The organism is Variovorax sp. BGA-UO-ETr-C22 (genome assembly GCF_059567965.1).
In genome coordinates, this window is the sequence record NZ_JCAQPA010000009.1 from 172,399 (window position 1) to 197,198 (window position 24,800).

At 70.6% G+C, this 24,800-nt stretch carries 22 protein-coding genes; 9 read left to right on the forward strand and 13 right to left on the reverse strand.

Annotated features, from left to right (window positions below):
* Positions 1–49: 49 nt before the first annotated feature.
* The 6 genes from AC57B8_RS10345 to AC57B8_RS10370 are packed head-to-tail and all read left to right on the forward strand — an operon-like array spanning position 50 to position 8,596.
* On the forward strand, positions 50–1,399 hold the full coding sequence (locus tag AC57B8_RS10345; RefSeq protein ID WP_496479565.1) for an SWIM zinc finger family protein: 1,350 nt from the start codon (positions 50–52) through the stop codon (positions 1,397–1,399).
* Positions 1,396–2,961: a DUF5691 domain-containing protein gene (locus AC57B8_RS10350; protein WP_496479566.1), complete on the forward strand. Its 1,566-nt coding sequence runs from the start codon at positions 1,396–1,398 to the stop codon at positions 2,959–2,961. The genes AC57B8_RS10345 and AC57B8_RS10350 overlap by 4 nt, the downstream gene beginning before the upstream one ends.
* Positions 2,958–4,037, forward strand: a complete 1,080-nt coding sequence (locus tag AC57B8_RS10355; RefSeq protein ID WP_062482644.1) for an AAA family ATPase — start codon at positions 2,958–2,960, stop codon at positions 4,035–4,037. The genes AC57B8_RS10350 and AC57B8_RS10355 overlap by 4 nt, the downstream gene beginning before the upstream one ends.
* 13 nt (positions 4,038–4,050) lie before the next feature.
* Positions 4,051–6,399 (forward strand): DUF5682 family protein, encoded by a 2,349-nt coding sequence (locus tag AC57B8_RS10360; protein WP_496479567.1) that lies wholly within the window; start codon positions 4,051–4,053, stop codon positions 6,397–6,399.
* On the forward strand, positions 6,396–7,601 hold the full coding sequence (locus AC57B8_RS10365; protein ID WP_496479568.1) for a VWA domain-containing protein: 1,206 nt from the start codon (positions 6,396–6,398) through the stop codon (positions 7,599–7,601). The genes AC57B8_RS10360 and AC57B8_RS10365 overlap by 4 nt, the downstream gene beginning before the upstream one ends.
* Entirely contained in the window at positions 7,598–8,596 is a 999-nt protein-coding gene (locus AC57B8_RS10370; RefSeq protein ID WP_496479569.1) for a Bug family tripartite tricarboxylate transporter substrate binding protein, read from the forward strand. Before AC57B8_RS10365 ends, AC57B8_RS10370 begins: the two co-directional genes overlap by 4 nt.
* 5 nt (positions 8,597–8,601) lie before the next feature.
* Here the strand turns inward: AC57B8_RS10370 and AC57B8_RS10375 are convergent, their stop codons facing one another.
* From AC57B8_RS10375 to AC57B8_RS10395, 5 genes are read right to left on the reverse strand one after another with little or no spacing between them, the layout of a single operon-like run.
* Complete coding sequence (locus AC57B8_RS10375) at positions 8,602–9,750, reverse strand: CaiB/BaiF CoA transferase family protein (RefSeq protein ID WP_139700467.1); 1,149 nt, start codon at positions 9,748–9,750, stop codon at positions 8,602–8,604.
* Positions 9,747–10,193: a PaaI family thioesterase gene (locus AC57B8_RS10380; RefSeq protein ID WP_496479570.1), complete on the reverse strand. Its 447-nt coding sequence runs from the start codon at positions 10,191–10,193 to the stop codon at positions 9,747–9,749. The genes AC57B8_RS10375 and AC57B8_RS10380 overlap by 4 nt, the downstream gene beginning before the upstream one ends.
* A 16-nt stretch (positions 10,194–10,209) precedes the next feature.
* Entirely contained in the window at positions 10,210–11,178 is a 969-nt protein-coding gene (locus AC57B8_RS10385) for a tripartite tricarboxylate transporter substrate binding protein (RefSeq protein WP_496479571.1), read from the reverse strand.
* A 38-nt stretch (positions 11,179–11,216) separates the two neighbouring features.
* Complete coding sequence (locus AC57B8_RS10390; RefSeq protein WP_492683637.1) at positions 11,217–12,206, reverse strand: tripartite tricarboxylate transporter substrate-binding protein; 990 nt, start codon at positions 12,204–12,206, stop codon at positions 11,217–11,219.
* 34 nt (positions 12,207–12,240) lie between these two features.
* Positions 12,241–13,953, reverse strand: a complete 1,713-nt coding sequence (locus tag AC57B8_RS10395; RefSeq protein WP_496479572.1) for an acyl-CoA dehydrogenase family protein — start codon at positions 13,951–13,953, stop codon at positions 12,241–12,243.
* A 90-nt stretch (positions 13,954–14,043) separates the two neighbouring features.
* Here AC57B8_RS10395 and AC57B8_RS10400 point away from each other — a divergent pair, with 90 nt between their 5' ends.
* A complete protein-coding gene (locus tag AC57B8_RS10400; RefSeq protein WP_496479573.1) occupies positions 14,044–14,940 on the forward strand; it encodes a LysR family transcriptional regulator in 897 nt (298 codons plus the stop codon).
* On the opposite strand, the gene AC57B8_RS10405 is transcribed toward AC57B8_RS10400, so the two are convergent.
* From AC57B8_RS10405 to AC57B8_RS10435, 7 genes are all read right to left on the reverse strand, one after another.
* Positions 14,941–15,984 (reverse strand): serine/threonine protein kinase, encoded by a 1,044-nt coding sequence (locus AC57B8_RS10405; RefSeq protein WP_496479574.1) that lies wholly within the window; start codon positions 15,982–15,984, stop codon positions 14,941–14,943. It abuts the gene before it with no gap.
* Positions 15,985–16,017: 33 nt separating this feature from the next.
* On the reverse strand, positions 16,018–17,136 hold the full coding sequence (locus AC57B8_RS10410) for a DUF2855 family protein (RefSeq protein WP_095950337.1): 1,119 nt from the start codon (positions 17,134–17,136) through the stop codon (positions 16,018–16,020).
* 189 nt (positions 17,137–17,325) lie between these two features.
* Entirely contained in the window at positions 17,326–17,751 is a 426-nt protein-coding gene (locus AC57B8_RS10415) for an organic hydroperoxide resistance protein (protein ID WP_062481095.1), read from the reverse strand.
* 78 nt (positions 17,752–17,829) lie between these two features.
* Entirely contained in the window at positions 17,830–18,282 is a 453-nt protein-coding gene (locus AC57B8_RS10420; RefSeq protein WP_095950280.1) for a MarR family winged helix-turn-helix transcriptional regulator, read from the reverse strand.
* A gap of 796 nt (positions 18,283–19,078) precedes the next feature.
* A complete protein-coding gene (locus tag AC57B8_RS10425) occupies positions 19,079–19,930 on the reverse strand; it encodes an ABC transporter permease (protein WP_369645486.1) in 852 nt (283 codons plus the stop codon).
* Between the two features lie 9 nt (positions 19,931–19,939).
* Positions 19,940–20,905, reverse strand: a complete 966-nt coding sequence (locus AC57B8_RS10430) for an ATP-binding cassette domain-containing protein (RefSeq protein WP_235926963.1) — start codon at positions 20,903–20,905, stop codon at positions 19,940–19,942.
* 38 nt (positions 20,906–20,943) lie between these two features.
* Positions 20,944–21,834, reverse strand: a complete 891-nt coding sequence (locus AC57B8_RS10435; RefSeq protein WP_496479575.1) for a LysR family transcriptional regulator — start codon at positions 21,832–21,834, stop codon at positions 20,944–20,946.
* 105 nt (positions 21,835–21,939) lie between these two features.
* Here AC57B8_RS10435 and AC57B8_RS10440 point away from each other — a divergent pair, with 105 nt between their 5' ends.
* Both AC57B8_RS10440 and AC57B8_RS10445 read left to right on the forward strand, forming a co-directional pair.
* The gene (locus AC57B8_RS10440; protein ID WP_159279525.1) at positions 21,940–22,605 is read left to right on the forward strand and encodes a glutathione S-transferase family protein; all 666 of its coding nucleotides are present in this window, start codon (positions 21,940–21,942) and stop codon (positions 22,603–22,605) included.
* Positions 22,602–23,567, forward strand: coding sequence for a flavin-nucleotide-binding protein (locus AC57B8_RS10445; protein ID WP_496479576.1), 966 nt, complete (start codon positions 22,602–22,604; stop codon positions 23,565–23,567). The genes AC57B8_RS10440 and AC57B8_RS10445 overlap by 4 nt, the downstream gene beginning before the upstream one ends.
* On the opposite strand, the gene AC57B8_RS10450 is transcribed toward AC57B8_RS10445, so the two are convergent.
* Complete coding sequence (locus AC57B8_RS10450; RefSeq protein ID WP_496479577.1) at positions 23,568–24,731, reverse strand: cytochrome P450; 1,164 nt, start codon at positions 24,729–24,731, stop codon at positions 23,568–23,570.
* Positions 24,732–24,800 lie beyond the last annotated feature (69 nt).

A 24,800-nucleotide genomic window follows, 5' to 3' on the forward strand; every position in this document is an offset into this window, starting at 1 on the left:
CCCTCCCACCCCTGACCGCGCCGCGGCCCGGCGCGAGGCTGCCCTTTCCATGAGTCTCAGTACCGAAGCCGTCCTCGCGCTCGCGCCGGACGACGCCTCCGCGAAGGCCGCCAAAGGCCTGCTCGCACCCGCCAAGTGGCCCACGCTCGGGCATTCCGACGACGCCGTCTGGGGCGAATGCCAGGGCAGCGGCAGCAAGCCGTACCAGACGCAGGTCGACCTGTCGGGCCCGGTGTTCCGCTGCTCCTGCCCGAGCCGCAAGTTCCCCTGCAAGCACGGCCTGGCGCTGATGCTGCTGCGCGCGCAAAGCGAAGCCATCTTCACCGCCGGCGCGCCGCCGCCGTGGGTGGCCGACTGGCTCGCCTCGCGCCGCGAGAAGGCCGAGAAGAAAGAAGCCCGCGCCGCCGAACCGGCGGCCGCGCCCGATCCCGCCGCGGCCGCCAAGCGCGACGCGCAGCGCTGGAAGCGCATCGAGGCCGGCGTGCAGGAACTCGCGCGCTGGCTCGACGACCAGACCCAGCGCGGCCTGGCCGCGCTCGGCAGCGAGCAGGCCGAAGGCTGGGCCGCCATGGCCGCGCGCATGGTCGACGCGCAGGCGCCGGGGCTCGGCCAGCGCATCACGCAGGCGGCCGAGCTGATCGGCGCCGGCGAAGGCTGGCCCGCGCGGCTGCTCGACCGGCTGGGCCGGCTGCAACTGATCGTCGATGCGGTGTCGCGCCGCGACAGCCTCTCGCCCGCCACGCGCGCCGACCTGCGCGCCGCCCTCGGCTGGCCGCAGGACCGCGAGGCGCTGCTGGCCGACGGTGAACGCGTGAGCGACCACTGGCTCGTGCTGGGCCAGTGCCTGGACGAGCGCGACACCAAGCTGGTCGAACGCCATGTGTGGCTGCAGGGCCGCGTGAGCGGACGCCGCGCGCTGCTGCTCGACTACTCGCACGGCGGACGCGGCTTCGAGACCGGCTGGGTCAGCGGCAGCGAACGCGCGGCCGTGCTGTGCTTCTATCCCGGCCACGCCTCGCAGCGCGCGGTGGTGGCCGAGTTGCCGGCCGAGGCCGCGTCGACCGCAGCGCCTGTCGCAGCCAATGACGAAGCCGGTGAATGGCAACGCATGGCGCAGCAGATCGCGGCGAACCCGTGGCAACCGCTGCTGCCCCTGGTGTGGGCCGATGCCGTGCCCGCGCGGCACGGCGACCAGTGGTGGCTGCGCCTGGGCGCCGCGTCGCAGGCCCTGCCGATGCAGCTGGCCGCGGCCGAAGCCTGGCAGCTGCTGGCGCATTCGGGCGGCGCGCCGCTGCGCGTCTTCGGCGAATGGGACGGCGAGCAGTTCGCGCCGCTCACGGCGTGGGCCGCCGAGGGCGCCGGCGCACCCGTCTGGACCCTGAGCGGAGCACGCACATGAGCCACTGGAACACCTTGCTGCAGACCGCCCTCGTCGGCACCGCACGTCAACCCATGCCGGCCGCCGACGGCATGGCCGGCGATTTCGGCGCGCTGCTCCAGGCGCTGCAACACCCTGCTGACAGCGCGCAGGGCGTGCTGCTGCGCGTCGCTGGGGCCGTGGCCGTGGGCCGGCGCGCAGGCTTCGTCGCGCCGGGCCTGCCTGCTGACGACGCACCGCCTGCCGCGAACGACACCTGCCCCGCGCTCGGCGACCCCGCCTTGCTCGCCGTGATCGCCGATGCACTCGCCAGCGGCCCGCAGCGCCTGCAGCACGAGGTGCTGGCCGTGCTCGCCACCGCCGGCTGGCGCTTGCCACCGAGCCTGCTGCCCGCCGCGCTCGATGCCGGCCGCCGCGACACTGCGCTGCGGCCCGCCGTCGTGCTCGCGCTCGGCGAGCGCGGGCGCTGGCTGGCCGCGCGCAACGACGACTGGCGCTACGCCGTCGGCGCCAGTGCGCAGGCCGACTCGCAGACCCGCTGGGACGAAGGCAGCATCGACCAGCGCCGCGCCGTGCTGGCCGAGCAACGCCGCGACGACCCGGCCGGCGCGCGTGAACGCCTCGCCGCCGAACTGCCGCAGCTGCCCGCCAAGGAGCGCGTCGAGCTGCTCGGCGCACTGGCCGAGAACCTCGGCCCCGACGACGAAGCGCTGCTCGAAGCCCAGCTGAAAGACCGCGCGCGCGACGTGCGCCAGACCGTGGTCGAGCTGCTGCAGCGCCTGCCGGCCAGCGCGCACGTGCGGCGCGTCGAAGCCTTCCTCGCGCCCTTGCTCTCATCGCAAGGCGCGACGTGGCAACTGAACGCCCCCGAGGCCGCCGACCCGCGCTGGAAGGACGACGCCATCGACGCCGCGCGCCCCACGCACGACAGCCTCGGCGAGCGCGCGTGGTGGCTCTACCAGCTGGTGCGCCAGATGCCGCTGGCCTGGTGGACCGCGCGCACCGGCCTGACGCCCGCTGCATTGCTCGACTGGGCCGCCAAGGGCGACTGGCACGACGCGCTGCTGCGCGGCTGGAACGAGGCCGTGCTGGCCGCGCCCGATTTCGACTGGTGCGACGCGCTGCTCGACCGCCCGCGCGGCCACCGCGGCGGCGTGGGCCCGCTGCTGGCGCTGCTTCCGCGCGAGCGCCGCGAGCGCCACTGGGCGACGCAGCTCGGCGATGCGGGGCAGGGCGTGCAGGACGTCGTCGCCTTTGCCGACCAGGCCTGCGCGCCCGGCGACACGCCCTCGGCCGCGCTGTCGCTGCGCATCGCCCAGGCGCTGCGCATGCGCGTCGAGCGCGGCGACCTCGTCAACGACTACGTGCTGCGCCAGGTGCTCGGCACCGCCGCCGCGCTGCTGCACCTGGATGCGCTGGCGCTGCTGGCCGACCTGCCGCGCGCGGCCGAGGAAAGCCCCGGCCTCGCCAACGCACTGGCCGACACCGCGCGCATCGTGCGCGCGCGCCGGCTGGTTGCCACGCTTCCTTCTTCTTCTTCTTCTTCTTCTTCACTTTCAACCTCTTCCCAAGGCCGTCCATGAGCAATGTCCTGCGCCAGCATGCCGAACAGCAATTCGCCGAAGAACTCGAAGCGCTCCAGAAGGTCGACGACCGCCAGCGCCCGGCCAACTGGAAGCTCTCGCCCTGGGCCGTGCTCACTTACCTGATGGGCGGCAAGCTGGCCAACGGCTTCGAGGTCAGCCCCAAGTACATCGGCAATTCGCGCCTGATGGAAATCGCCGTGTCCACGCTCGCCACCGACCGCGCGCTGCTGCTGTACGGCGTGCCGGGCACGGCCAAGTCGTGGGTGTCGGAGCACCTGGCTGCGGCCGTGAGCGGTGACTCGACGATGCTGATTCAGGGCACCGCCGGCACCAGCGAAGAACAGCTGCGCTACGGCTGGAACTACGCCGAGCTGCTGGCCCATGGTCCGTCGGAAAAGGCGCTGGTGCCGAGCCCGCTGGTGCACGCCATGCGCCTGGGCAAGATCGCGCGCGTCGAAGAACTCACGCGCATCCCGGCCGACGTGCAAGATTCGCTGATCACCGTGCTGTCGGAAAAGACCCTGCCCGTGCCTGAGCTCGGCACCGAGGTGCAGGCCACGCGCGGCTTCTCGGTGATTGCCACCGCGAACAACCGCGACAAGGGCGTGAACGAACTGTCGAGCGCGCTCAAGCGCCGCTTCAACACCGTGGTGCTGCCCGTGCCGTCGAGCGAGGCCGAGGAAGTGCAGATCGTCGTCAAGCGCGTCGGCGAGCTGGGCCGCGCGCTCGCGCTGCCGGCCGAGCCGCCCGCGCTGCAGGAAGTGCGCCGCGTGGTGCAGATCTTTCGCGAGCTGCGCAACGGCCAGACCGAAGACGGCAAGACGCGCATCAAGTCGCCCACCTCCACGCTCTCGACCGCCGAGGCCATCTCGGTCATCAACAGCGGCATGGCGCTGGCCGGCCACTTCGGCGACGGCGTGCTGCGCTCGGCCGACGTGGCCTCGGGCCTGATCGGCGCGGTCATCAAGGACCCGGTGCAGGACCAGGTGGTGTGGAAGGAATACCTGGAGACCGTCGTCAAGGAGCGGGCCGACTGGAAGGACCTCTACCGCGCCTGCCGCGAACAACTCTGACGCGAGCCAGCGCATGAGCACGAGCGCGGCGCCTTCGCCGCTGCACTACTTCGGCATCCGCCACCACGGCCCCGGCTGTGCGCGCAGCCTGCTGCGCGCCTTCGAGTCGCTGCAGCCCGACTGCATCCTCGTCGAGGGCCCGCCCGAGGCCGAGCCGCTGCTGTCCTTCCTGGCGCACGCCGACCTGCAACCGCCGGTGGCGGTGCTGATCCACGCGAGCGAGGACACCGGCCTGGCCGCGTTCTATCCTTTCGCCACCTTCTCGCCCGAATGGCAGGCGCTGCAGTGGGGCGCCGCGCGCGGCGTGCCCACGCGCTTCATCGACCTGCCGCAGGCGCACCGCATGGCGATCGAGCAGGCTGCGCGCACGGCCGATGAGGCCAAGGCCGCAGAGCCTGAAGACACACCACTCGGCGATGACGAGACCGACACGGTGCCCGTCGCCGAAACCGTCGACGAACCCGAGGAAGAACAGGCCGTCAACACGCTGCCCGACGACCCCTTCGACTGGCTCGCCCATGCCGCCGGCTATGCCGACGGCGAGAGCTGGTGGAACCACATGGTCGAGGAGCGCGGCGACGGCGAAGACCTGTTCGGCGCCATCGCCGAAGCCATGACCGCCGTGCGCGCCGAAACGCCCGAAGACCGGCGCGGCGTGCGCGCGATGGAACGCGAGCAGCGGCGCGAAGCCTTCATGCGGCAATCGATCCGCGAGGCCGTCAAGGCCGGCCACCAGCGCATCGCCGTCGTGTGCGGCGCCTGGCACGTGCCCGCGCTGCAGGGCGCGGCCACCGCCAAGGCCGATGCGGCGCTGCTCAAGGGTCTGCCCAAGCTCAAGGTGCTCGCGACCTGGGTGCCGTGGACCTACCGGCACCTCACGAGCGCCAGCGGCTACGGCGCGGGCATCGATTCGCCGGGCTGGTACGAACACCTGTGGCAGCAGGGGCACGAGGTGGCGGGGCGCAGCACCGGCTGGCTCGCCCGCGTCGCGCGCTTGCTGCGCGAGCACGACCTCGACTGCTCCTCCGCCCACCTCATCGAAGCCACGCGCCTGGCCGACACGCTGGCTGCATTGCGCGAGCGCCCCGCGCCCGGCCTGCCTGAGCTCGACGAGGCCGTGCGCAGCGTGATCTGCATGGGCGAGCAGGCGCCGCTCACGCTCATCCGCGAGCGCCTCACGGTCGGCGACCGCATGGGCCAGGTGCCGGCCGACGTGCCCACCGTGCCGCTGCAGCGCGACCTCGAACAGGCACAGAAGAGCCTGCGCCTGAAGCCCGAGGCCACCGCGAAGACGCTCGACCTCGACCTGCGCCAGCCCAACGACCTGGCACGCAGCCACTTGCTGCACCGCCTGCGCCTGCTCGACCTGCCGTGGGGCGAGGTCACCGCGGGCCAGCGCGCGAGCCGCGGCACCTTCCACGAGGTGTGGCAGCTGCAGTGGCAGCCCGAGTTCGCGCTGCGCGTCATCGAGGCCAGCCGCTTCGGTGCCACCGTGGCGCATGCCGCCAGCGCGCGCGTGATGGAAGGGCTCGCGGCCGAGACCTCGCTCACCGCACTGGCCGAGCAGGTCGACACCGTGCTGCTGGCCGACCTGCCCGTGGCCGTGCAGGCCGTGACCCGCGCGCTCGAAGACCGCGCCGCGCTCACCGGCGACGCCGTGCAGCTCATCGGCGCCGTGCCGCCGCTGGCCAACGTGTTCCGCTACGGCAGCGTGCGCCAGACCGACAGCGCGCTGCTCTCGCACGTGCTCGACAGCCTCATCGTGCGCGGCGCCATCGGCCTGCCGATCGCGTGCGGCGCGCTCGACGCCGAAGCCGCCGAGTCGCTGCGCACCCGCCTCATCGGCGCACACGACGCGGTGCGCCTGCGCGACGGCGAAGAAACGACCACCGCCTGGCGCAACGCATTGCGATCCATCGCCTTCGGCGAAACCGGCGCGCCGCTGCTGCGTGGCGTGAGCTGCCGGCTGCTGCTCGACGATGCGCAGATCGACAGCGATGGCGCCTCGCAGCAACTCGCGCGCAACCTCTCGGCCGGCGCACCGCCCACCGATGCGGCGGCCTGGCTCGAAGGCTTTCTCAACCGCAACGCGATGGTGCTGCTGCACGACGATGCCGTGTGGTCGCTGGTCGACGGCTGGCTCGCGGGGCTCGGCGAGGAGCACTTCGTGCAGGTGCTGCCGCTGGTGCGACGCAGCTTCGCGGACTTCTCGGGCGCCGACCGGCGCGCGCTCGGCGAACGCGCCAAACGCGGTGCGGTCGGCGGCACTTTGCCGTCCGCCGTGGCCGCCACCGACTGGGACGAATCACGCGCGGTGCTCGCGCTGCCGCTGCTGCGGGAACTGCTGGGAGTGAAGGCATGAGCGCGAATCCGATGGAAGACGACACCCTGCCGCCCACCGACCGCCTGCAACGCTGGCGCCTCGTGCTCGGCAGCGAGGCCAACGCCAGCTGCGGCGCCATCGAAGGCCGCGTGCGCGAGATCGACCAGGCGCTGGCCGCGCTCTACGAAGCCGACGGCCGGCGCGGCCTCGGCCAGGGCGGGCAGCGCGGCGGCCGGGGCGATTCGGCGCCCAGCGTGGCCCGTTGGCTCGGCGACATCCGCAAGTACTTTCCGAGCCAGGTGGTGCAGGTGATGCAGCGCGATGCGATGGAGCGCCTGAACCTGCGCCAGATGCTGCTGCAGCCCGAGATGCTCGAGAACGCGCAACCCGACGTGCACCTGGTGGCCAACCTCGTGGCGCTGGCGAGCGTGATCCCGGCCGGCACCAAGGACACGGCGCGCGCCGTGGTGCGCAAGGTGGTCGACGAGCTCATGAAGAAGCTCGAGGAACCGATGCGCAGCGCCGTGAGCGGCGCGCTCAACCGCAGCCAGCGCAACCGCCGCCCGCGCCATTCGGAGATCGACTGGCACCGCACCATCCGCGCCAACCTGCGCCACTGGCAGCCCGAATACTGCACGGTGGTGCCGCAGACGCTGGTGGGCTACGGGCGCAAGGCGCGCCAGCCGCAGCGCGAAGTGATCCTGTGCATCGACCAGAGCGGCTCCATGGCCGCGTCGGTGGTCTATTCGAGCATCTTCGGCGCGGTGATGGCGAGCCTGCCGGCGGTGTCGACCAAGCTGGTGGTGTTCGACACCGCCGTGGTCGACATGACCGAGCAGCTGCAAGACCCGGTCGACCTGCTGTTCGGCGTGCAGCTGGGCGGCGGCACCGACATCAACGGCGCCGTGGGCTACTGCCAGACGCTGGTGCGCGAGCCGCGCAACACCATCCTGATCCTCATCTCCGACCTGTACGAAGGCGGCGTGGAAGACGGCCTGCTGCGCCGCGCCCACCAGCTGGTGGAGGCGGGCGTGCAGTTCATCGCGCTGCTGGCGCTCAGCGACGAGGGCGCGCCCTCGTACGACCGCGACCTGGCCGCCAAGCTCGCGGCGCTGGGCGTGCCCTCGTTCGCCTGCACGCCCGATGCGTTCCCGGGCCTCATGGCCGCGGCCATCAAGCGCGAGGACGTGTCGACCTGGGCCGCGGGGCAGGGCCTGAAGACCAGCCGGGCCGCCCCGTGACGCCGCGCCGCCTGCCCGACCTGAAGCGACGGCGGCTGGCCGCGTCGCTGGGTCTGGTGGGTCTGGTGGCGGGCACGGCATGGGCGCAGCCCTCCGACGACACCGCGCGCCCGATCCGCTGGATCGTGCCCTTCCCGACGGGCGCGATTGCCGATGTCGTCGCGCGCGCCATCGGCGCCCAGCTCACCATCGACACGGGCCAGCCGGTGCAGATCGAGAACCGGCCCGGCGGCAACACCGCGCTCGCCGCCCTCGAGGCCGCGCGTGCGCCGGCCGACGGCCACACCGTGCTGTCGGCCGACAACGGCATGTGGGTGTTCAACCCGGCGCTGTACCGCAGCCTGAGCTACAGCCCGTCGCGCGATTTCACGCCGGTCACGCAGCTGGTGCGGCTGCCGATGGTGCTGCTGGTGGGCCCGGCCAGCGGCGTGCGCGATGCGCGTGCCTTCATCGAGGACGCGCGTGCCTTTCCGGGCCGCTTCAGTTTTGCGTCGGCCGGCAACGGCAGCGCGCAGCACCTCGCGATGGAATTGCTCGCGCGCGAGGCCGGGCTGGAGATGGTGCATGTGCCCTACCGCAGCGCCGGGCCCGCGCTGGTCGAGGTGGCGGGCGGGCAGTTGCCGTTCGCGATGGGCGAGCTCGCCACGGCGCGCCGCTTCATCCAGGGCGGCCGGCTGCGCGTGCTGGCGGTGGCGAACCCTGCGCGCCTGGCGCAATGGCCGGGCGTGCCGACCTTTGCGGAACTGGGCCTGCCGAAGGTCGAGGCTGCGATCTTCCACGGCCTCGTGGCGCCCGCGGGCACGCCGCCCGAGGTGGTGGCGCGGCTGCAGCGCGCGGTGGCCAGCGCCCTGCACAACCCGGCGGTGCAGCGCCGCCTCGCCGAGGCCGGCGTCGAGCCGGTGGGCGGCACGCCGGCCGAGTTCGAGACCCTGCTGGCGCGCGAGTCGGCGCGCTGGCACCCGCTGATCCGCGCGCTCAAGCTCTCGCTGGATTGAACAGGTCAGCGCGCTGCGCTGTCGTCGCTCGGCAGGAAGGAATCGCCCGGCGTCAGCGGCGCATGGCGGTAGCTGGCCGGCGTGCGGCTGAGCTTCACGGGCGCGCCGATGCCGCGGTAGCCGCCTTCCATCTCCACCACCATCTCGCGGTGCAGCGTGTGCGGATGCTGCAGCGCGGCCGCCACCGGCAGCACGGGCGCGGCGGGCACGCCGGCGGCCATCAGCTGGTCGACCAGCGTGCGGCCGTCGAAGGCGGCGAGCGCGGCTTCGAGTTGCTGCTTGAGGCCGTCGCGGTTCACCGAGCGCGCGCCGGCGGTGCGGTACAGCGGGTCGTCGGCCAGCGCGGGCAGGCCGATGCAGCGGCAGAAGCTCGCGAACTGGCGGTCGTTGCCCACGGCCACGAAGATCGGGTCGGTGCCCGTGGCCAGTGCGTCGTAGGGGTAGATGTTGGGGTGCGCGTTGCCGGTGCGGCGCGGCGCCGTGCCGTCCATGAACCAGTTGGCCGCGTGCGGGTGCAGCAGCGAGAGACCGCTGTCGTACAGCGCCGCCTCCACGAACTGGCCGCGTCCGCTGCGGTTGCGCTCCTGCAGCGCGAGCAGCACGCCGATCACCGCGTTCAACCCCGTCACCATGTCGACCACCGGCAGGCCCACGCGCAGCGGGCCGCCGTCGGCCTCGCCGTTGATGCTCATGATGCCGGTCATGGCCTGCACGGCGGCGTCGTAGCCCGGCAGCGCGCCCAGCGGGCCGTCGGCGCCGAAGCCCGACACGCGGCACCACACCAGGCGCGGAAAGCGCTGCGACAGCGTCTCGTAGCCGATGCCCCAGCGCTCCATCGTGCCGGTCTTGAAGTTCTCGATCAGCACGTCGGCCTCGGCCACGAGCGCCAGCAGCGCCTCGCGGCCTTCCTCGGTCGAGAAGTCCAGGTGCTGCACGCGCTTGTTGCGGTTCAGGCCGTGGTAGTACGAGGCCACGCCTTCCTTGAAGGGCGGGCCCCAGGTGCGCGTGTCGTCGCCCTGCGGCGGCTCGACCTTGAGCACGTCGGCGCCGTGGTCACCGAGGATCTGGCCGCAGTAGGGGCCGCCGAGGATGCGCGAGATGTCGAGCACGCGGATGCCCGCGAGGGCGCCGGTCGAAGAAGGGGCGGTGGTCATGGGGTGGACTCGGAAGAAGAGGGAGCGGTGCGCGGCACCAGCTTGAAGGTGCCGGTGGCCAGCGCGAGCAGCTCGCCGTCGGCGTTGCGCGCCTCGCCGCGCGCGAAGCACATCGCACGGCCGCGTCGCTCGCACACGGCGGCGGCGATCACGTCGCCGGCGCAGGGCGCGGTGTAGTGCACCGTGATGTCGACGGTGACCACGCCGAAGGCCGTGGGCGCGTGCGAGCGCACGGCGCTGGAGAGCGCGCAGTCGAACAGCACGGCGATCGCGCCGCCGTGCATGTCGCCGCGGCTGTTGGTGTGGTCGGCGCTGTAGGGCATGCGCACGCGCGCGCGCTCGTCGCCGATGGCTTCGCCGCGCAGCGCGAAGGCGCGCGCCATCGGCATGGGCAGGCCGAACAGCACGCCGGTCGGCTCGTCGATGAAAGCGGGGTCCTGCATGCGGCGCACTCCGTGATCAGTCGAGCAGGCCGCGCTGGCGCAGGCGCGCCACGCGCTCCTTCTCGCGCGCGGTGGTGGCCAGCGCGTAGCGGCGGTACTGCTCGGGGTCCATCGCGTTGGCCTGCTGGTTCAGCTGCTCCAGCACGCGCAGGCCGGCGGGCGATGCCAAGGCCTTGCGGAAGGCGTCGTGCACGGTCTTCACGCGCGCCGGGTCCATGCCGGCCGGGCCGGCGATGCCGTAGGGCGAATCGATGACCGCGTCCACGCCCTGTTCGCGCAGCGTGGGCACCTGCGGGTAGCGCTTGACGCGCTGCGGCGTGAGCATCACGAGGTAGCGCATCTTGCCCGCGTCGATGTGCGGCACGGCTACGCCCGAGAGCGGCGCGGCGTCGATGTGGCCGCCGAGGATGGCGTTGGTGACTTCGGCGTCGCCCTTGAAGGGCACCATGTTGAGCTGGACCTTCGCCATCTCGGCGGCCTCGTCCATCACGATGCGCGGCGTGCCGACCGCACCGGTGGCGCCCACGTTGAGCTTGCCCGGGCGGCGCGCGGCATCGGCCGCGAAGTCCTGCCAGGTCTTCCACGGTGCGTCGGCCTTCACGGCGAGGCCGAAGGTGTAGTCGGACAGCATCACCACGTACGAGAAGCTGCGCGCGGGGTCGAAGGCCACCTTGTTGATGAAGGGCTCGCGGTACACCGAGGCCGGCAGCACGGCCAGCGTGTAGCCGTCGGGCGCGGCGCGCACCAGCGCGGCGGCGCCGTTGGTGCCGCTCGCGCCGGGGCGGTTGTCGAGCACCACGGGCTGGCCGAGGGCCTTGCCGGCTTCTTCTGCCACGGCGCGCAGGTGCTGGTCGGTGGGGCCGCCCGCGGCGTACGGAACGATCAGCGTGACGGGGCGTTGCGGGTAGGTTTCGGCCATGGCGGCGCCGGCTGCGGTGAACAGCGCGGCGAGGGCGAGCAGGCGTGACAGCCGTTGCGTTTTCATCTTCTTGTCTCCTTATTTTTTCTTGTGCGTCGTGGCGGTCAGTCGAGCTGCGCGCCGGACTTCTTCACCACGTCCTTCCACTTGGCCGTTTCGCTGCCGATGAACTGCGCGAGCTTCTGCGGCGAGGTGTCCGCCGTGGCTTCCAGGCCCTGCGCGGCGAACATCTGCTTGACCTTCGGCGAGTTGAGCACCTCGGCGAACGCGTGGTTGAGTTTGGTCACGCGGTCGGCCGGCGTGCCGGCGGGCGCGACGATGCCGAAGAACACACTCACGTCGTAGGGCTTGTGCAACTGCTCGGTGAGGGTCGGCACCTCGGGCAGCGCCTGCGAGCGGGCCGAGGTGGCCACGCCGAGTGCGCGCAGCTTGCCGGCCTTGACGTAGGGCAGCGCGGTGAGGATGTCGGTGAAGGTCATGCTGACCTGGTTGCCCAGCAGGTCGTTGAGCGCCGGACCCGTGCCCTTGTAGGGCACGTGCAGCAGGTCGGTGCCGGCCACCGAGTTGAACAGCACGCCCGCCAGGTGCGACGAGGCGCCGTTGCCCGACGAGGCGTAGCTGAGCTTGCCCGGGTTGGCTTTGGCATAGGCGACCAGCTCGGCCACGTTCTTCACCGGCAGGGCCGGGTTCACCACCAGGATGTTCGGCAGGTAGCCGACCTGGATCACGGGCGCGAAGCTCCTGGTCGGGTCGTAGCTGATCTTCCGGTACAGGCTCACGTTGATGGCCAGCGGGCCCGAGGTGCCGAACAGCAGCGTGTGGCCGTCGGCCTCGGCGCGCGCCACGTAGTCGGCGCCGATGTTGCCGCCCGCGCCCGCGCGGTTCTCCACGATCATGGGCTGGCCGAGCTTGTCGCGCAGCTCGGCGGCCAGCGTGCGTGCCATCGCGTCGGTCGGGCCGCCGGGCGGGAAGGGCACGACCAGCGTCATGGGCTTGGTCGGGAAGGCGCCGGGCTGGGCCTGCGCGGCGGGCGTGGCTGCCAGCAGCAGCGCGGCGCAGGCGGTGCCCAGGAGGAGGCTGAGTCGTTGTCGCATGGGTGGTTGTCTCCGTTGTTCTCGAAAAAGGGGCTCAGGCGGCCGTGCGCACGAGCGCGGCATGCCAGTCGGCGGGCAATGCGTCGGGCGCCAGCGGATCGCGCGGCAGCACGCGGTGCAGCAGCACCAGCTGGGCCCAGCGCAGGCGCGCGGCGGAGCCGCCGGCCGAGGCCTCCCAGGCCATCGCGGCGGCGCTGGTGCAGTGGTACAGGGCCGAGGCGGCCTGGCGCGCGAGCACGTCGCCGCCTTCGCGCGCGGCGGTCTCGGCCAGGGCGCAGGCGCGCGCCATGGTGTCGCGCAGCGCGGCGGCAAAGGCCGGCGTGAGCTCGGTGGCGTTACTGATCAGTGACTCGACGTGCGCGCGCAGCACGGGCAGCGAGCCTTCGCGCTTCACGGCGCGGATCACGTCCAGCGCCACGATGTTGCTGGTGCCTTCCCAGATCGAGCCCAGGTGCGCGTCGCGCACGAGGCGCGGGTCGCTCCACTCCTCGATGTAGCCGCAGCCGCCGCGCACTTCCATCGCATCGCCCGTCACCTGGCGCGCATCGCGGCACGCGCGGAACTTGATGAGCGGCGTGAGGATGCGCAGCAGCGCATACGCATCGGGCTCGCCGGCGTCGGAGCGCGCGAGCGCCTGCGCGGTCTGGCAGACCATGGTGCGGGCCTGCTCGGACGGCACGCGCAGCTTGTCGAGCTGGCGCTGCATCAGCGGCATCTGCTCGAGCGCGCGCCCGAAGGCGCGGCGTTCGGAGGCGATGTACTCGGCCTCGGCCACCGCGCGGCGCATCAGGCCGGCGGAGCGCACGCCGTTGGACAGGCGCGAGTTGTTGACCATGTCGGCCATCTGCTGGAAGCCGCGGCCTTCCTCGCCCACGAGGTAGGCCACCGCGCCTTCGAGGCGGATCTCGCCGCTGGCCATCGAGCGCGTGCCCAGCTTGTCCTTCAGGCGGATGATGCGGTAGTGGTTGAGGCTGCCGTCGTCGAGTTCGCGCGGCAGCAGGAACAGCGACACGCCCTTCATGCCCGCGGGCGCGTCGTCGGCGCGCGCCAGCACCATCGCAAAGCCGGCGTCGGGGTTGGAGCAGAACCACTTGTCGCCGGCCAGGCGCCAGCTGCCGTCGGCCTGGCGCTGCGCGGTGGTGGCGGTGGCGGCGATGTCGGAGCCGGCGGCCTGCTCGGTCATGAACATCGCGCCCTGCGCGAGTTCGTCGAAGTCGAGCGAGGTCAGGCGCGGCAGGTACTTGGCGACCAGCTCGGGCGCGCCGAACTTCTTCAACGTGCGCGTGAGCGAGTCGGTCATCGAGACCGGGCAGCACAGGCCGAACTCGGCCTGCACGAACAGGTAGGTCAGCACGTACTTGACCAGCGGTGGCATCTTGCCGCTCCAGCCCAGCGTCTCGTCGCGGTGCGAGATGGCGGCCAGGCCGAACTCGCTGAGCGCCAGGCGCTCCATCTCGACATAGGCCGGGTGCTTGATGACCTTCTGCTCGTCGATGCCGGTGCGCGTGCGCTGCTTCAGCGTGGGCGGGTTGCGGTCGGCGGTGCCGGCCAGGTCGTCCAGCAGGCCGCCCGCCAGGCCGCCCAGGCGCTCGAAGTGCGGGCGCATGTGCGTGCGCAGGGCCTCGGGCAGGTACAGCGCGAGCAGCGTGTGCAGCTCGGTGTCGGTGGTGAAGAGGTTCTGGCCGTGGCGATCGGGGATCGGGTGCGCGGTGGGGTGCGCGGCGGCTGCGGCTGCGGATGTAGGCATGCGGGCGTCTCCTGGTTCGCCGCATTGTTGAGTTGGCAACGATCCGTGTCTAATATTGATTTGGTCTCGTACGATTTGATTTGACTATTCATGGAACTGCGGCACCTGCGCTACTTCTCCGTGCTCGCCGAAGAGCTGCACTTCGGGCGTGCCGCGCGGCGGCTGGCCATTTCGCAGCCGCCGCTGTCGGTGGCGATCCGCCAGCTCGAAGACTCGGTGGGCGCGCGCCTGTTCGAGCGCAACAGCAAGGAGGTGCGGCTCACGCCCGCGGGCGAGGCGCTGCGCGTGTCGGCGCGGCGCGTGCTGCTGCAGGCCGAAGAGGCCGCGCTGGAGGCGCGCGACGTGGCCACCGGCTCGGCGGGCCGGCTGCGCATCGGCTTCGTGGGCGCCATGCTCTACCGCGGCCTGCCGCCCGCGCTGCGCGCGTTCCAGGCGCGGCATCCGGCGGTGCGCATCACGCTCAGCGAACTCAATTCGGGCGTGCAGATCGCCGAGCTGCTGCACGACCGGCTCGACCTGGGCTTTGTCCACACCAGCCGCATGCCGGCCGAGCTGCAGCACCGGCTGCTGCTGTCGGAGCCCTTCGTGGCCTGCCTGCCCGCGGGCCATGCGCTGGCGCGCAAGCGCGTGCTGGCGCCGGCCGACCTGCGCGCGCAGCCCTTCGTGCTGTTCTCGCGCGAGGCCTCACCCGATTACCACGAGCGCATCCTGTCGATCTGCGCCGAGGCGGGTTTCTTGCCCGAGGTGCGCCACGAGGTGCGGCACTGGCTGGCCGTGGTGTCGCTGGTGTCGCAGGGCATGGGCGTGGCGCTGGTGCCGCAGGCGATGCGGCACTCGGCGCTGCGCGGCGCGGTGTTCCGCCCGCTCGACCGCGCGGTGGCGCAGTCGGAGGCTTACGGCGTGTGGCGCACCGGGCCGGTCAATGTGCTGGTCGAGCGGCTGCTCGAAGGCGTGGCGCAGAGCTTGGCCGCGAACGCCGCCGGGTGATCAGGCGTACAGGGGCTCTTCGGCCATCTGCTCGCACTGGTCTTCCAGCACGAGGATCTGGCCCTTCCAGTAGTCGCTGGAGCCGAACCACGGGAAGTTGATCGGGAAGATCGGGTCTTCCCAGCGCCGTGCCAGCCAGGCGCTGTAGTGGATGAGCCGCAGCGTGCGCAGCGGCTCGATGAGTGCCAGCTCGCGGCGGTCGAATTCGCGGAACTGCTCGTAGCCGTCGAGCAGGCCCGACAGCTGCGCCGTGCGCTGCGCGCGGTCGCCCGACAGCAGCATCCACAGGTCTTGCACCGCGAAGCCCGTGCGCGCGTCGTCCAGGTCGACGAAGTGCGGGCCGCCGCCGGGGCGGTCGGTGGGCGTCCACAGGATGTTGCCGGGGTGCACGTCGCCGTGCAGGCGCAGCTTGCGCGGCTTGAAGTCGGAGGCCGGCGGCTGCAGCGCCAGGGCGGTGGCGCGGACCATGTCCAGCGCCTCGTTGCAGATCTTTTCCCAGTCGCGCTGCATGTCGAGCGGGATCTTGTCGTTCTCCAGCAGCCAGTCGCGCGAGTCCAGCCCGAAGGTCTGCAGGTCGAGCGCGGGGCGGGCCTCGAAGGGCTGGGCGCTGCCCACCGTGTGGATGCGCGCCAGGAAGCGGCCCACCCATTCAAGCACCTCGAAGTTGTCCAGCTCGGGCGCGCGCCCGCCGCGGTAGGGGCTCACGCTGAAGGCAAAGCCGGCGTGGTGGTGCAGCGTCTTGCCGTCGAAGGCCAGCGGCGGCACGGCCGGCACTTCGCCGGCGGCCAGTTCGAGCGAGAAGGCGTGCTCTTCGAGGATCTCTGCCTCGCTCCAGCGGCCGGGGCGGTAGAACTTGAGCACCACCGCAGGATGGGGATTCGGGTCTTCCAGGAACACCTGGTAGACCCGGTTTTCATAGGAGTTCAGGCCGGTGAGGCGGCCATCGCCGTGCAGGCCGAGTGTCGCGAGCGCGTCGAGCACCACGTCGGGCGTGAGGCTCTCGTAAGGATGGGTGTTCGCGGGCGCGACAGAAGAAGGGGTCATGCGGCGATTGTCGCCACATGGGCCCCGTGCGGGTCAGCGAGCGCCCGCTTGTTTGTAAAGCGAAAGGATATGGCCGGTGCGCGGGTCGCCCTTGCCTGCCAGCACCTGCGCGTAGGCGGCCTGCACCGCCTCGCCGCCGTGGTGGTGCTCGGTGTGCAGCCAGGGGTTGCTGGTGTCGGTCACCGTGGCCAGGAAGCGGTGCCATGCGGCCACCATGCGCCGGCCGAACTCGTCGGCGCCCCATTCGGTGGTGCGCTTTTTTATCTGCGCCGGCGCAAAGAACAGCGTGGCGCGCGGGCCGGTCAGGCTCTTGCCCGCGCCCTTGGCGGCGAGCTGCTCCACGTGCGTGCCGCCGATCGAGCTGCTGTACTTGAGGTTCGTGAAGCGCTCGTGGATCGCGGTGCGCAGCTCGCCGTTGCCGGCGAAGTCGATGTACACGCACGGCGTGTCGGCCGCGATGGTGTCGAGCGCGTCGTAGGTCACCACGCGGTCGTAGCAGCCCAGGCTCTGGCAGAAGGCCACGTTGGCGGGCGAGGTGAGGCCGACCACCTCGATGCCGTCGCGCTGGTGCAGCTGGAAGGCCGTGCCGTAGGCCGTCTTGCTCGACGCGCTCGACAGCAGCATGGTGGTGGCGCCGAAGAAGTCGTTGTCGGCCATGAAGTCGTCGATCAGCCACGAGGTGATGAACAGCGGGCGCAGCAGCGCCTGCAGGTCTTCGGTGTCGGTGGTGTACAGCGGGTCGGCGTTGCAGCGGAAGTACTGGTTGTAGACCGCGGGCAGCTCGGCGCGGTGCGCCGCCGCGTCGGTGAAGCGCGAGGGCGAGAGCCGGTCGGGGCTGAGCACCGCGCTCGTGGACATCGGCCAGTAGCCGTAGATCCTTTCGCCCACGGCCACGCCCGGGTGCTGCGACTGCACCACGCTGGCGAAGCCCCACACCGGGATGCTGCCCCAGCCTTCTTCCTCGGAGGGAAAGAACTGCCAGTAGCTCATCGCATCGCCGAAGGCGGCGTAGGTGATGTTGTTGGAGGTGAGCGCAAAGCTGTCGATGCGCACGCGCACCTGGCCGTCGGCCAGCGGCCGGTCGGAGGTGTCGGTGTGCAGGCGCGTGGTGGCCAGCTGGTCTTTGCGGATCAGGAGGTGGGTGGTGCTCATGGGGTCGATCTCCACGGGTGTGTGTTGAAGACGGGGGGCGGGACGGGCGAGACGTGCGGCCACATTAGCCAAGCTTGGTGAAAGGCGCTATCTCGGCGTGCGTTTCGGCGTCACCCGTGAGACAGACATGAAAAAAGCGCCCGGGCTTGGGGCCGGGGCGCTTTCTTTCGTGAAACCGTCAGAGCGGAATCAGACGATGGTGAGTTCCACGTCGATGTTGCCGCGGGTGGCGTTCGAGTAGGGGCAGACCTGGTGGGCCGTGTCGACCAGCAGCTTCTTCTGTGCGTCGTCCAGGCCGGGCAGCGAGATCGCCAGTTGCACCGAGATGCCGTAGGCCGCGCCGCCGTTCGTCGGGCCGAGGGAGACCTTCGAGTCGATGGCGACTTCTTCCGGCACCTTGACGCTGATCTTCGGGCCGACGGCCTTCATGGCGCCGATGAAGCAGGCGGCGTAGCCGACCGCGAACAGCTGTTCGGGGTTGGTGCCGGGCTTGCCCGAGCCGGGCGAGCTCAGCTTGACGTCGATGGCGCCATCGCTGGACTTGCCTGCGCCGTCACGGCCGCCGACGGTGTGGGCTTCTGCGGTGTAGAGAACTTTGTCGAGCTTGGTGGTCATGGTGATTTCCTTTGGGCTTGGGGGGGTGAAAGGGCTTCCTGGGGAGGCCGGGGGAACTAACTCTGGCTGATTTGTGTGTCAGGCGGCTTTGCGGATGCGGTCGCGCAGGGTCTGGATCTGCTGCGTGAGGGCGATCAGCTCGGGGACGGAGCATTCGGCGGCGGCCATGAGGCACTCGGGGACGTTGGCAGCACGGGACTTGAGCTTGCGGCCTGCGGTGGTGAGCGTGATGTGGACGCGGCGCTCGTCTGCGACGTCGCGGACTCGGGCTACGTAGCCGTTGGCTTCGAGGCGCTTGAGGAGCGGGGTGAGGGTGCCGGAATCTAGCGAGAGACGCTCGCCTAGGGCGGAGACGGTGGGGCCGTCTTGCTCCCAGAGGGCGAGCATCACCAAGTATTGGGGGTAGGTGAGCTGGAGCTTTTCTAGCAACGGCTTGTAGAGACGGGTCATTGCCAAGGAGGCGGAGTAGACGGCGAAGCAGAGCTGGTTGTCTAGCTTGAGCAGGTCGTCTGTGTTGGGTTTCGTTGGCATGGGTTGAATTGTAGTTTGCAATTGAATTGTGTGCAATGTAGTTGTTTTGGATTGGTTTTGGGGGTTGCTTTCCGGGGCCGGGTCTCGCCCCGGCGGGCGACTCACTTTCTTTTGCTTCGCCAAAAGAAAGTAAGCAAAGAAAAGGCGACCCCACTGTCTGCGTCCCTCCGCTTCGCTACGGGCAACCTGCGGTGCTCGCGTTTCGCGGGGTCTCGCAGAACTCGCTTCGCTCAAACAGCTGCGAGCCCTGATCCGCGAAACGCTGCGCTCCTCGGCGCAGCCAGAGGGGCTTTGATACCGGGCGGGCCGTCGCTTCGCTCGGCCCGGGAATTTCCAACAGCCGGATGCAACGACTGTGCTCGTGCTCGTGCTCGTGCTCGTGCTCGTGGTGGCTGTGGCCGTGGTGGTGGGCACATCCGCATCTGTATGAACGCACACGCATGCGCTCATGCAAGGACCAACGCCATGACCAATCCCCGCCGCAGCAGGCGCGAAGCGCCTGCTGCGGCCCACTGGCCGAGCGAAGCGATGGCCCGAGGGGTTCCCCAATCCCTTCTGTATGCGCCGAGGAGCGCAGCGTTTCGCGGATCAGGGCTCGCCCTTGTTTGAGCGAAGCGAGTTTGGGCGAGACCCCGCGAAACGTGAGCACCGCAGGTTGCCCGTAGCGAAGCGGAGGGACGCAGACAGCAGGGTCGCCTTTCTTTTGCCTACTTTTCTTTGGCGAAGCAAAGAAAAGTAGGTCGGCCGCCGGGCCGAGACCCGGCCTCGGAACCCAAAAGAAACCCGACCCAACGAGCTACCCCCGAAACCTCTTCCGAGTCAAAGCCAACGCAATCCAGAAAGCCACAACCGCATACACAACCAACACACCCGCATGCACCCACCACCCTTCAGGCCACCGATCCATGAACAGTGGCCGCACCAAAGCAACAGCATTCGTCAAAGGCAACCAAGCCGCAACAGAACGCACCACAGAAGGCAACTGCTCCAGCGGAAAAAACACCCCACTCAAAAACATCATCGGCGTCATGAACAACGTGAAGTAGTACGTAAAAAAGTCATACCCCTTAGCCAACGCATTGAAGATCAACGCCACAGAAGAAAACGTGATCCCACACCCGATCAACACCATCCAGGCCACGATCAACTTCGGGCTGTGACTGATCCCAAGTCCAAGCATCACAAACAAGATCGCAGTCACAGTAAAAATCGACTTGAACGCCGCCCACAGCATCTCCGCAAGCACGATGTCATCCAGCCCCACCGGCGCATTCATGATCCCGTCCCAAGTCTTCTGCACATGCATCCGAGAAAACGCCGAATACAGCGCCTCGAAGCTCGCCGCATTCATCGCGCTCATGCAGATCGACCCACTCGCCAGGAACAGGATGTACGGCACCTGCGTGCCATCCACCGTCACCTGCCCGACGAGTGCGCCCATGCCGTAGCCAAACGCCACGAGCCAGATCAGAGGTTCCGCGATGTTCCCGATCAGGCTCGGCAAGGCAAGCTTGCGCCACACCAGCAGGTTGCGCAAAAACACCGGCCACCATCGCATCGACAGTTCAGGCGCGCGCCACACAGAGGGTGAAGGCGGCACAGGTGCCTCGGGAGAAACAGCAGCAGAAGAAGCAGTGGTTGTATTCATAAAGAAGGCCTAGCCATCCTGGCGAATCTGCCGGCCAGTGAGCTTGAGGAAAAGATCTTCCAGATTGGCCGGCCGATGGAAAGTGCGCAGCCCGCCGTGCTGCGTCAGCGCGTCGAGCAGACGCCGCGCATCCTGCGTATAGAAGAACACCGTCTCCCCGCTCACCTCCACGCGCGCAGCCAGCGCCTGCAGCTCGGCCGACCCCGCCAGCGACAGCGCCCCATTGCCGTACACCTCGACCACATCAGGCTCCAGGTGCTCGGCAATCAGGTCGCGCGGCCGGCCTTCGGCGATCTTGCGGCCATGGTCGAGCACCAGCAGCCGCGAACACAGGCGCTCGGCCTCGTCCATGAAGTGCGTGGTCAACAGGATCGACTTGCCCTGCTGCAACAGCACCTGCAACCGCTCCCACATCAGGTGCCGCGCCTGTGGGTCAAGGCCGGTGGTGGGCTCGTCGAGCAGCAACAACTTGGGATCGTTCACCAGCGCGCGCGCCAGCGACAGCCGCCGGCGCATGCCGCCCGACAGCTCGCCGGGCTTGGCGTCGGCCTTGTGCGAGAGCGCGGCGAACTCCAGCAGCTGCGGCACGCGTGCACGCACATGCGCCTTGCTGAAGCCGAAGTAGCGGCCGTACACCACGAGGTTCTCGGCGCAGCTGAAGTCGGGGTCGAGGGTGTCGAACTGCGACACCACGCCCAGCTGCGCCTTGATCGCCAGCGCGTCGCGCGGCATCTGCAGGCCCAGCGCGTCGATGCTGCCGCCGTCGGGCGCGGTGAGGCCCAGGCACATGCGGATGGTGGTGGTCTTGCCCGCGCCGTTCGGCCCGATCACGCCCAGGCACTCGCCGGGCGCGATCTCGAACGAGAGGTCGTCGACGACCGTGGTCTCGCCGTAGCGCTTGCGCAGCCCACGGACCTGGAACAACGGGGAAGATGACGAAGAAGAGGGCGAGGAGGGGGTGGTGTGGGATGGCACGCGGCCATTCTGACGCAGCCGGCCGATTGGCGCAGCAGCTACATGCGCAAGCCGCTGAACTCGCTTTTCATCCAGTCGATGAAGGCCCGCGTGCGCGCCGGCAGCAGCCGCGCGTTGGGGTAGATCACGCTCACGGGCCGGGGCGCGGGCTCGTAGTCTTCGAGCACCAGCTGCAGCCGGCCCTGCGCCACGTGCGGCAGCACCTGGTAGGAGAAGAAGGTGCCGAAGCCCATGCCCGCGGCGCAGGCCTCGATGGCGGGCGCGAGGTGGTTGAACTCCAGGCGGTTCTCGGGCGTCACGTGCACGGTCTTGCCGCCGTCGCGGAACGCCCATTGCGGCGGTGCGTCGATGCGCCCGCGCACGCAGGGCGCACCCGCCAGGTCGCGCGGATGACGCGGCACGCCGTGCTGCGCCAGGAAGGCGGGGCTGGCCACCACCACGCGGCGGATGGTGCCCAGCGTCTGCGCCACCAGCGACGAGTCTTCGAGCGGGCTGATGCGGATGCCGACGTCGATGCCCTCTTCGAGCAGGTTCACGGTGCGGTCGTGCAGCCGCACGCTGCAGCGCACCTTCTCGTGGCGCTGCATGAAACGCACGATGGCGGGCGCCACGTACATGTGGCCGAACAGCACCGGCGCGGTGATGACCAGCTGCCCGGCGGGCTCGCGCGCCTCGGCCTTCAGCGCTTGGTCGGCGGCGTCGGCTGCGAGCAGCACCTCGCGCGCGCTCGGCAGGTAGTGGCGGCCCTCCTCGGTGAGTGACAGGCGCCGCGTGGTGCGGTGAAACAGGCGCACGCCCAGGTGCGCCTCGAGCGCGGCGAGCGCGCGCACCACGGCGGGCAACGAACTGCCGAGCGCCTCGGCGGCGCGGGTCAGGCTGCCCTGGTCGGCAATCTGCACGAAGGTCTGCATGGCCTTGAAACGATCCATGGCGCGATTAAACCGGAAAACGCAGCAGTCAAATCCGGTAGAGGCTATTCATTCATTTGATGGAAGAGAGAAGAATCGAGGCCATACCCACCCGAAGGACTCTTCATGACCGAGAACACCACCACCGCCCGCCAGCCCGCCCGGCCCATCCAGCTCTTCGGCAGCGCCATCTCGGGCCACGTGCACCGCGTGCGCTTCTTCCTCTCGGTGCTGGGCCTGCCCTTCGAGATCGTCGAGCTCAACCTGCGCCAGCGCGAGCACCGCACGCCGGAGTTCCTGGCGCGCAACCCCTTCGGCCAGGTGCCGGTGATCGAGGACGGCGAGGTCACGCTGGCCGACTCCAACGCCATCCTCGTGTACCTCAACGAACGCTACGCCCCCGACCCGGCGCGCTGGATGCCGCGCGACCCGGTGGGCGCGGCGCGCGTGCAGCGCTGGTTCTCGGTGGCGGCCGGCCCGCTGGCCTACGGCCCGGCGGCGGCGCGCATCATGGTGCTGTTCGGCGTGGACGCCGACCGCACAGAGACCGTCAAGCGCTCGCACGCGCTGCTCGCGGTGATGGAGACCTGCCTGTCCGAGCAGCCCTTCCTCGCGGGCCCGTCGGCCACGCTGGCCGACATCGCGAACTACGCCTACGTGGCCCATGCGCCCGAGGGCAGCGTGTCGCTCGACGCCTACCCGCAGCTGCGCGCCTGGCTGGCGCGCGTGGAAGCCTTGCCCGGGTTCGTGCCGATGGTGCGTTCGCCGGTGGGCCTGGCGGTGGCGTCATGATCGCCGCGCCCTTCCACGCCGGCGAGCGCGCGCTGCAGTCGCTGGTGGGCGCGCGCGAGCAGATGGAGGCGGTGGGCCCGCGCGTGATCCGCGACTACATGCCCGACCAGCACCGCGAGTTCTTCGCGCTGCTGCCGTTCCTCGTGGTCGGCAGCCTCGACGCCGACCTGCAGCCGTGGGCCAGCATGCTCGCCGCGCCCGCCGGCTTTGCGCACTCGCCCGACGCGACCCACCTGCGCATCGATGCACTGCCGGGCGCCGGCGATCCGCTCACGGGCCAGCTCGCGCCCGGCGCCACGCTCGGGCTGCTGGGCATCCAGCCGCACACGCGGCGGCGCAACCGCATGAACGGCACGGTCGAGGCGCTCGACGCGGCGGGCTTCATGGTCGAGGTGCAGCAGAGCTTCGGCAACTGCCCGCGCTACATCCAGGCGCGCGAGCCGGTGTTCGCCGCACCGCCGGCCAACGAGCCCGCCGTGCAGTGGCTCGACACGCTCGACCTCGCGGCCGAACGGCTCATCGGCGCGTCCGACACGCTGTTCATCGCCACGGCGTACCCCGACGCGGTGGCGGTGGGCGACGCGGCCGATGCGCGCTCGCACGGCGTCGACGTGTCGCACCGCGGTGGGCGGCCGGGCTTCGTGCGCGTCGATGCGGGCGGCGTGCTCACGGTGCCCGACTTCAACGGCAACCGCTTCTTCAACACGCTCGGCAACCTGCAGGCGCACCCGCGCGCGGGCCTGCTGTTCGTCGACTTCGACACCGGCGAGCTGTTGCACCTGAGCGCCACGGCGGAGATCGTCACGGACGGCCCCGAGGTCGCGGCGTTCGAAGGCGCGGAGCGGCTCATGCGCTTTCACGTCACGCGCGCGCTGCGCCGTCCGGCCGCGCTGCCGCTGCGCTGGGGCGAGGCCGCGTTGTCGCCGCACCTGGCGGGCACGGGGCGCTGGGCCGCGCACTGACTAGTCGAAGACGGGAATGCGCCCGTTGACCGACGGGCGGTAGTGCCAGCCGAGCGCATCGAGGTCGGGCACGCGCTGCGAGTGCAGCAGTGCTTCGAGGCCCGCCGCAGCTAGCGTGCAGGCCAGCGCCTGTCCCGGACACGCGTGCATGCCATGGCCGAAGCCGAGCACGCGGCGTTGCGCACGCACGGGCATGAAGCGGTCGGGCTCGGGGTTGAACGCCGGGTCGCGCTGCGCCGAGGCCAGCAGCACCAGCACCGCGTCGCCCGCCGCCAGCGAGGTGCCGGCGATCTCGACGGGCTCGATCGCGAAGCGGCGCGTGTTCTGCACCGACGGGTCGTGGCGCGACGTCTCCTCCACGATGGCGAGCAGCCCGTCGCGCGTGCGTGCCAGCGGGCGCAGCGCGGGCTCGCGCACCAGCGCAACGAGGCTGTTGCCCAGCAGACCCGCCGTGGCGTCGCAGGTCTGCGAGAGCAGGCCCACGAGGTTCGCCAGCAGCGCGCGCGAGAGCGGCGCACTCGCCGCGCTTTCGGCCAGCACCGCCGCCAGCAGCGTGCCGTCGCGTGGTGAGGCGTTCGCGCTCAGGGCTTCGAAGCGGTTCATCAGCGCGCCGGCCGCCACGCTCGCCGCCTGCAGCTGGTCGGCGTTCGACAGCGGCGAAAGGCAGGCGACGAAGTCGCGCATCCAGCGGTCCACCTGCGGCAACGTCGCACCGTCGAACCCGAGCAGGTGCGCCATCGCCCGCACGGGCAGCGAGAACAACGCCTCGGACAGCGGCGCCTGTGCAGGCAGCTGTCGCGCCACGTCGAGCGCGGCGGCGTGCGCCGCCTGCAGGTCGAGCCCGGCCAGCGCGCGTTGCAACGCCGGCCGGTGCGCCTGGTGTGCGGGGCCGTCGTTCATGCGCACGAGGTGACCGAACACCTCGCCCGCCGGGCTGCCCACGATCGCGCGCGGCACGGGCTCGGCGGCGGGGCGCACGCGCAGCGCGCCGTGGGTCTGCAACACCTGCATGACGACATCGGCGCGGCTCGCGACCCAGACGCGCAAGCCCTCGTGCCACGCGAGCGCCGGGCCGTCGCGCAGCGTGGCGTAGTAGGGGTACGGGTCGGCATGCGTGGCGGCGGCGACCGGGTCGGCGGGATGAGTGAGCGTGGCGGTAGTCATGGCGCGCAGTGTGTGTTCGCAGGCGCCGGCACACTTCGGCCGCGAACGAAGTGTGGGATGCGGCGTCGC

Bases quoted from the DNA above. Each gene is read 5' to 3' on its own strand.
- AC57B8_RS10345 (WP_496479565.1), top strand. From the start codon at position 50: ATGAGTCTCAGTACCGAAGCCGTCCTCGCGCTCGCGCCGGACGACGCC.
- AC57B8_RS10350 (WP_496479566.1), top strand. From the start codon at position 1,396: ATGAGCCACTGGAACACCTTGCTGCAGACCGCCCTCGTCGGCACCGCA.
- AC57B8_RS10355 (WP_062482644.1), top strand. From the start codon at position 2,958: ATGAGCAATGTCCTGCGCCAGCATGCCGAACAGCAATTCGCCGAAGAA.
- AC57B8_RS10360 (WP_496479567.1), top strand. From the start codon at position 4,051: ATGAGCACGAGCGCGGCGCCTTCGCCGCTGCACTACTTCGGCATCCGC.
- AC57B8_RS10365 (WP_496479568.1), top strand. From the start codon at position 6,396: ATGAGCGCGAATCCGATGGAAGACGACACCCTGCCGCCCACCGACCGC.
- AC57B8_RS10375 (WP_139700467.1), bottom strand. From the start codon at position 9,750: ATGACCACCGCCCCTTCTTCGACCGGCGCCCTCGCGGGCATCCGCGTG.
- AC57B8_RS10380 (WP_496479570.1), bottom strand. From the start codon at position 10,193: ATGCAGGACCCCGCTTTCATCGACGAGCCGACCGGCGTGCTGTTCGGC.
- AC57B8_RS10385 (WP_496479571.1), bottom strand. From the start codon at position 11,178: ATGAAAACGCAACGGCTGTCACGCCTGCTCGCCCTCGCCGCGCTGTTC.
- AC57B8_RS10390 (WP_492683637.1), bottom strand. From the start codon at position 12,206: ATGCGACAACGACTCAGCCTCCTCCTGGGCACCGCCTGCGCCGCGCTG.
- AC57B8_RS10395 (WP_496479572.1), bottom strand. From the start codon at position 13,953: ATGCCTACATCCGCAGCCGCAGCCGCCGCGCACCCCACCGCGCACCCG.
- AC57B8_RS10400 (WP_496479573.1), top strand. From the start codon at position 14,044: ATGGAACTGCGGCACCTGCGCTACTTCTCCGTGCTCGCCGAAGAGCTG.
- AC57B8_RS10405 (WP_496479574.1), bottom strand. From the start codon at position 15,984: ATGACCCCTTCTTCTGTCGCGCCCGCGAACACCCATCCTTACGAGAGC.
- AC57B8_RS10410 (WP_095950337.1), bottom strand. From the start codon at position 17,136: ATGAGCACCACCCACCTCCTGATCCGCAAAGACCAGCTGGCCACCACG.
- AC57B8_RS10415 (WP_062481095.1), bottom strand. From the start codon at position 17,751: ATGACCACCAAGCTCGACAAAGTTCTCTACACCGCAGAAGCCCACACC.
- AC57B8_RS10420 (WP_095950280.1), bottom strand. From the start codon at position 18,282: ATGCCAACGAAACCCAACACAGACGACCTGCTCAAGCTAGACAACCAG.
- AC57B8_RS10425 (WP_369645486.1), bottom strand. From the start codon at position 19,930: ATGAATACAACCACTGCTTCTTCTGCTGCTGTTTCTCCCGAGGCACCT.
- AC57B8_RS10435 (WP_496479575.1), bottom strand. From the start codon at position 21,834: ATGGATCGTTTCAAGGCCATGCAGACCTTCGTGCAGATTGCCGACCAG.
- AC57B8_RS10440 (WP_159279525.1), top strand. From the start codon at position 21,940: ATGACCGAGAACACCACCACCGCCCGCCAGCCCGCCCGGCCCATCCAG.
- AC57B8_RS10445 (WP_496479576.1), top strand. From the start codon at position 22,602: ATGATCGCCGCGCCCTTCCACGCCGGCGAGCGCGCGCTGCAGTCGCTG.
- AC57B8_RS10450 (WP_496479577.1), bottom strand. From the start codon at position 24,731: ATGACTACCGCCACGCTCACTCATCCCGCCGACCCGGTCGCCGCCGCC.